6 protein-coding genes are annotated in these 6,897 nt (G+C 63.8%); all 6 read left to right on the forward strand.

What is annotated here, in order from left to right:
* The first annotated feature begins 202 nt into the window (after positions 1-202).
* Positions 203-1,414, forward strand: coding sequence for an SAM-dependent methyltransferase (locus A3764_RS21395; RefSeq protein WP_067925979.1), 1,212 nt, complete (start codon positions 203-205; stop codon positions 1,412-1,414).
* Positions 1,415-1,439: 25 nt separating this feature from the next.
* Positions 1,440-1,880, forward strand: coding sequence for a TrgA family protein (locus A3764_RS21400; protein WP_067925976.1), 441 nt, complete (start codon positions 1,440-1,442; stop codon positions 1,878-1,880).
* 4 nt (positions 1,881-1,884) lie between these two features.
* On the forward strand, positions 1,885-3,012 hold the full coding sequence (locus A3764_RS21405) for an NUDIX domain-containing protein (protein WP_067925973.1): 1,128 nt from the start codon (positions 1,885-1,887) through the stop codon (positions 3,010-3,012).
* Between the two features lie 19 nt (positions 3,013-3,031).
* Positions 3,032-4,066 carry a cysteine synthase A gene (locus tag A3764_RS21410; RefSeq protein ID WP_067925970.1) on the forward strand — a complete coding sequence of 345 codons (1,035 nt, stop codon included), beginning with the start codon at positions 3,032-3,034 and terminating at the stop codon, positions 4,064-4,066.
* An 8-nt stretch (positions 4,067-4,074) separates the two neighbouring features.
* Positions 4,075-6,456, forward strand: a complete 2,382-nt coding sequence (locus A3764_RS21415) for a DUF3772 domain-containing protein (RefSeq protein ID WP_067925968.1) — start codon at positions 4,075-4,077, stop codon at positions 6,454-6,456.
* Positions 6,453-6,897 (forward strand): alanyl-tRNA editing protein (locus A3764_RS21420; RefSeq protein WP_150122381.1); only part of this gene is annotated, 445 nt, incomplete at its 3' end. The genes A3764_RS21415 and A3764_RS21420, both read left to right, overlap by 4 nt.

Below are 6,897 nucleotides of genomic sequence, written 5' to 3' on the forward strand. Positions count from 1 at the left end.
GGCCTATTTCGACGCGATTCCGCGCAGCTGGGGCATGGCGCCGTCCGACCCTTATCCGGATCCCGTCGTGGAGCTTTCGGAAGGGCGGGCGCGGGCGCTCGAAATCTATGAAGGCCGGGACTTTTAAATTGTTTATCCGGGGCACGCGGGTAGTATCGCTGCGCCTCATCGAAAAATCAAAATGACGCCAACGGGAGCGCACATGATCTTCACCACCACGGACGGGCAGGACAACCTGCCGCGCTATTTTCCGCAGGTCTTTGCCAAGTCGAAAGACCTGCAAAACGGGCGGGTGGATTTCGTTCTGCGCGACGGGCGCGTGTTTCGCGCCGAAGGGGCCCGGCCCGGCCCGGTGGCGGAATTGCGCATCCACAACGACGATCTGTTTGCCCGGCTGATCCGCGAAGGTGATCTGGGCTTCTGCGATGCCTATCTGGACGAATGGTGGTCCACGCCGGATCTGCAGGCGTTCATGGATCTCGTTCATGCGGGCAACGAAGAGATCTACGACGGTTTTCCCGGCATGGGATTGGTGCGCACTTTCGAACGGTTCCGCTTCTGGTTGCAGCGCAACCACAAGGCACAGGCCCGCAAGAACATCAGCTACCATTACGATCTGGGCAATGATTTCTATGGGCTGTGGCTCGACGATACGATGACCTATTCCAGCGCGCTTTTCGATGAAGGCGCACAGCTTTCGCTGGAGGCGGCGCAGACCGCCAAATATGCCTCCATGGTGGATCAGATGGGTGCGCAGCCCGGCGATCACGTGCTGGAGATCGGCTGCGGCTGGGGCGGTTTCGCGGAATATGCCGCGAAGGAGCGCGGGCTGAAGGTAACGGCGCTCACGATCAGCGAAGAGCAGATCAAATACGCGCGCAACCGTATTGAAAAGGCAGGATTATCCGGACAGGTCGATTTCAAGCTGCAGGATTACCGCGACGAGCGTGGCAGCTATGACGGCATCGCCAGCATCGAGATGTTCGAAGCCGTGGGAGAGAAATACTGGCCCGCCTATTTCGACACGCTGCGCGAGCGGCTGAAACCCGGCAAGGCGGCGACGCTGCAGATCATCACCGTGCAGGACCGCCGCTGGCAGGTCTACAAGCGCGGTGTGGATTTCATCCAAAAATACATCTTTCCGGGCGGCATGTTGCCCAGCCCCTCGGCGCTTCGCTCACAGGTGACGCGCGCGGGCCTTGTGGTCGACCGGTCGATCGAATTCGGCAAGAGCTATGACATCACCCTGCGGCGCTGGCATGAAACCTTCAATGACCGCTGGGACCAGATCGCGGCCTTGGGCTTCGATGACCGTTTCCGCCGGATGTGGAATTTTTACCTCACTTCCTGTGCTGCGACATTTGACAGTGGAAACTGCGATGTGACGCAGATTACGGTAAGGCGGCCCGTCTGAGGGCTGCTACCGAAGGATCTGCCCCATGCCTACAGCCGCTCGTCTGGTCGCAGCGCTCTGTCTGGCGGTGCTGGCTTACGTGGTTTCCGGGATGGTCATGCCGCTCATGCCGGAGAATACCGATTTCGGGTATTTCATTCCCATCAACATCGGTCTCGGCCTTCTCGTCGGTTGGGTCGCCATGGGCAAACGCGCGGGCCGGGGGACCACGGCGGCGATCAACAATGGTCTGACGGGGGTGTTTCTGCTGATGCTCTGGGGGATCGGCGTTCAGGCCACGAACGAAATGGTGCGACTTGCCATGCGCAACCGTTACGACGGCCCCCTCGAAGCGCTGACCGCGATATTCGAGATCGGCGCGGAATATGCGCTGATCATCGCAACCGTACCGATCGGGGTGGTGCTTCTGATCGGGGCGGTGGTAAGCGGGCTCCTGACCGAATTCGCAGGAAACCGCTGGCGCTGATCACATGGCAAATCTCTTTTTCTACGGCACGCTGCGTCATTTGCCGCTGCTTGAAATCGTGTTGGGGCGGGGCCGGGAAACGCTTGACCTGACCCCGACGGCCCTGCCGGATCACGAGGTACGCGGGGTGGCCGAAGGCCCGTTTCCCACCATCGCGCCCCAGGCCGGTGCCCGGGCCCCCGGCGTGCTGCTGCGCGATCTGTCGCCCGAGGATATCGCGCGGCTCGATTTCTACGAAGGCAGCTTTGCCTATGATCTGGCGGTCGTGACACTCGAAAACGGATCGGAGGCGCAAGTCTATTTTCCGCAACCCGGTCTCTGGACGGCGGAGGAGCCTTGGTCGCTGGAGGATTGGGAGCGGGACTGGGGTGCGCTCAGCTGTCACGCCGCGCGCGAAGTCATGTCCTACATGGGCCACAAGGACCGCGAGACCGTCGCGCGCATGTTCCCGATGATCCGCGCACGCGCGGCGGCCAAGGTGAATGGTGCGCGTTCGAAACACGGCGCAAACACGCTGAAGGGCAGGGTGGATGTGGCGCGGGTCGACCGGGTCTATGCGAATTTCTTCGCGCTGGAGGAATGGCATCTGAGCCATGAAACCTTCGCCGGGGGCATGTCCGCCCCGGTGGAGCGGGCGGTTTTCATCGGAACGGATGCCGCGCTCGTCCTGCCCTACGATCCGGTGCGGGACAGGGTCCTGCTGGTCGAACAGATGCGCATGGGCCCGCTTGCCCGGCATGATCGTGCCGTCTGGCAATTGGAGCCGGTCGCGGGTCGTATCGACCCCGGAGAGACCGCAGAGGGGGCCGCGCGCCGCGAAGCGATGGAGGAGGCGGGCCTTGAACTGGGCCGGCTGGAACCCGTGGCAGAGGTCTATGCATCCCCAGGGTCGGCGACCGATTTTTTCCATATTTTCGTAGGTTTGGCGGATCTTCCTGATGCGGCGACCGGGGTTTCCGGTCTCGATGCCGAGCATGAGGATATCCGCTCCCATCTTCTGGATTTCGACGCGCTGATGGCGCTTTGCGACCGGCAGGAGGCCGCCAACGGCCCGCTGGTTATCGCCGCCTATTGGCTTGCACGGCACCGCGCACGCTTGAGGTCGGCGGGGGGGAACGCTACATCGGGATGAAATAACACTGGGGGCTGTCATGCACGTCGCGAAGGATCTGGCCGAGGCCATAGGAAACACGCCACTGATCAAACTGCGCAGAGCAAGCGAGGAGACAGGCTGCGAAATTCTGGGCAAGGCGGAATTCATGAACCCCGGCCAGTCGGTCAAGGACCGCGCGGCGCTCTATATCATTCAGGATGCGCTGGCGCGGGGTGAGTTGAAGCCGGGTGGCACCATCGTCGAAGGCACCGCCGGCAATACCGGGATCGGCCTTGCGCTTGTCGGGGCCTCCATGGGGTTCAAGACCGTCATCGTCATTCCCGAAACGCAGAGCCAGGAAAAGAAGGACATGCTGCGCCTTGCCGGGGCGGAACTCGTTCAGGTGCCTGCAGCGCCCTACCGCAACCCCAACAACTTCGTGCGCTATTCAGAACGGCTGGCCAAGGAGCTGGCCCAGACCACGAAAGAAGGCGTGATCTGGGCCAATCAATTCGACAACACCGCAAACCGGCAGGCCCATGTGGAAACCACCGGCCCCGAGATCTGGGAGCAGACCGGCGGCAAGGTCGATGGATTCTGCTGCGCCGTGGGCTCGGGCGGCACACTCGCCGGGGTGGCGATGGCCCTGCAGCCCAAGGGCGTGAAAATCGCGCTGGCCGATCCGGACGGGGCGGCGTTGCACAGCTATTACACCACCGGTGAGCTAGAGGCCGAAGGCGGCTCCATCGCCGAAGGCATCGGACAGGTCCGCATCACCAAGAACCTCGAAGGGTTCCGCCCGGATTACAGCTACAACATCCCCGATGAGGAGGCGTTGCCCATCGTTTTCGACCTGCTGGAGCATGAGGGCCTTTGCCTTGGCGCCTCTTCGGGCGTGAACGTGGCCGGTGCCATCCGCCTCGCGAAGGACCTTGGCCCCGGCCATACCATCGTGACAGTCCTGTGCGATTTCGGCACGCGTTACCAGTCGAAGCTTTTCAACCCCGATTTCCTGCGGGAAAAGGGATTGCCCACGCCTGACTGGCTGGACCGCGCCCCTGCCTCCATACCCGGCGTCTTCGAAGACGTATGAGACATATCATGACCCGTCTGATCGCGGCCCTTGGGCTGATCGTGGTGCTATGCACGGCGCCTGCGCTGGCGCAGGAGGTGCCGGGCGTCGATGAGGATCGTTGGGATACGCTTTCCAAACGCGCCGCCACCATGGTGGAGAACGAAACCGCCGAAGACCCCGCGCTGGAAGCCATGCGCAAGCGGCTTACCGAATATCGGGCGGAGTTCGAGGCCGCGAGCGGGCTGAACGCGAACCGCATCAAGATCCTGCGCGACCAGATCGCGGCGCTCGGCACCCCGGCGGAAGGGGAGCAGACCGATGCCGAACCGCCTGACGTGGCCTCCAAACGCGCGGAGCTGACCGCCGAACTGAACACGCTTCTCGCCCCGGTCCAGACGGCGGAGGCTGCCTTTCTGGAAGCCAACGGCCTGATCGAGCAGATCGATGCCATCCTGCGGGAAAGGCAGGCGGCGCGCTTGCTGCAACTGGGGCCATCGCCGTTCAATCCCATGCTCTGGGACGATGCGCTGGTTCATCTGCAGCGCGGGCTGCAGCTCATCTGGCAGACCGAGACACCGGCCACCGACCGCGCGGCAGACGATCTTCGCCAGAAGCTGCCGCTCATCTTCTTTGCCGCATTGCTGGGCCTCGTTCTGATCCTGCGGGGCCAAGTCTGGGCCACGATGATCGTGGGCCGCCTGCGCCGGAAGGGCGCGCGGGGCCTGGGCATCTGGCGCTTCGTGGTGTCGCTGCTGCGCATCCTGCTGCCCTATATCGGCATCGTAGCGCTGGCGCTTGCGGCTGATATGACCGGCTATTTCGGCCCCCGCGGCAGCGATCTGCTGGCGCTAATCCCTACCGTGGGCGCGCTGATGCTCGGGTTCCGCTGGGTGTCGGAGCGGGTCTTTTCCCGCGATGATGACGAGGCGCTGCTGCTGGTCGATCAGGGATCCCGGCAAAAGGGGCGCTTCTACGTCGGTGCGATCACTGCCGCCATCGTGATCGACGTGGTCCTGCGCACCGTGATGGAGTTTGCCACCAGTGACGAAGGCGCGCTGGCTGTCGTCACCTACCCGGTCACGCTGATCATCGCGTTTTCCCTGTTCCAGATTGGCCGTATTCTGCGCCACTACGCCGATCCCGCTCCTGCCGATACACCGGACGATACGCCGCGCGTGTCGACCTTCAGCCGGGTGGTGAACGGTCTGGGCCTCGGTGCCGTAGTCGTTGCCATCGCCGCGCCAGTGCTGAAGGCCATCGGGTACTTCAACGCCGGAGAGGCGATATTGCAGCCCTATGTGCTGACACTGGTACTGCTCGGGCTCGTGATGGCGTTGCAGCGGTTCAGCGCCGATGTCTATGGCGCGCTGACCGGGCAGGGGGCGGAGGCGCGGGACGCGCTGATGCCGGTGCTCTTCGGCATGTTGCTGCTGATGCTCGTCGCCCCGCTGCTGGCGCTGGCATGGGGGGCCCGGGTGAGCGACCTCGCGGAGCTTTGGGGGCAGTTCAGCCGGGGCTTCGCGATCGGCGAAACCCGTATTTCGCCCACCGATTTCCTCACCTTCGCGGTGATCTTCGCCCTCGGCTACATCCTGACCCGCGTGATCCAGAGCGCGCTGCGCAGCAATGTGCTGCCCAAGACCAAGATGGACATCGGCGGGCAGAACGCCATTGTTTCGGGTCTTGGCTACTTCGGTATCTTCCTTGCGGCGGTGCTGGCGATCACCGGGGCGGGGATCGACCTTTCCTCGCTCGCCATCGTCGCCGGTGCGCTTTCGGTGGGGATCGGTTTCGGCCTGCAGAACATCGTCAGCAACTTTGTCTCGGGTATCATCCTGCTGATCGAGCGGCCGATCTCCGAAGGAGACTGGATCGAGGTGGGCGGCCAGATGGGCTATGTCCGCGATATCTCGGTACGCTCCACCCGGATCGAGACCTTCGATCGCACGGACGTCATCGTGCCCAACGCCGATCTGGTCAGCGGAACGGTCACGAACTTCACCCGGGGCAACACCGTTGGCCGGGTCATCGTGCCCGTGGGGGTGGCCTATGGCACCGATACCCGCAAGGTGGATCGCATCCTGCGCGAGATCGCCGAAGCGCATCCCATGGTGCTCATGAATCCGCCGCCCACCGTTCTGCTGGTCAACTTCGGCGCGGACTCGCTGGAATTCGAGATTCGCGCGATCCTGCGGGATGTGAACTGGACGATGCCGGTCAAGAATGACCTCAACCATTCCATCGCCGAACGCTTCGTCGCCGAGGGGATCGAGATTCCCTTCGCGCAGCGTGACCTCTGGCTGCGCAACCCCGAGGTGCTGCAGGACGCCCTGCGCGCGCGTCAGGTCAGCGGGGAGGCCGCTGCAGATGCGCCATCCGCCCCCATCGCGGATGACGACAAGGCATGACCCGGCCCCTGTTCCGCGAAGACGCCTATCGGCGTGAGGCGCCCGCGCGCGTGGTCTCCCACACGCCCGAGGGGGGCATCGTGCTGGACGCGAGCCTCTTTTACCCGACGGGCGGGGGGCAGCCGGGCGACAGCGGGCGTCTCGACTGGGACAACTGCCGCCTGCCCATCGCGACCACGCTGCGCGGCCCGGGGGAGGACATCGTTCTGGTGCCCTCTGAGCCGGTGCCCATGCCCCCCGTGGGGGCCCATGTGGTGCAGACGCTGGACTGGGATCGCAGGCACCGGATGATGCGGGTGCATACCGCGCTGCATCTGCTCTCCGTGGTGCTGCCCTTCGGCGTGACGGGCGGCCAGATTTCCGGCACCTACGGGCGGCTCGATTTCGATATGCCGGGACCCCCTGAGGATGTGGCGGCGATCGAGGCGATGCTGAACGATC

The organism is Sulfitobacter sp. HI0129 (assembly GCF_001635395.1).
In the GTDB taxonomy this organism is placed as follows: domain Bacteria; phylum Pseudomonadota; class Alphaproteobacteria; order Rhodobacterales; family Rhodobacteraceae; genus Sulfitobacter.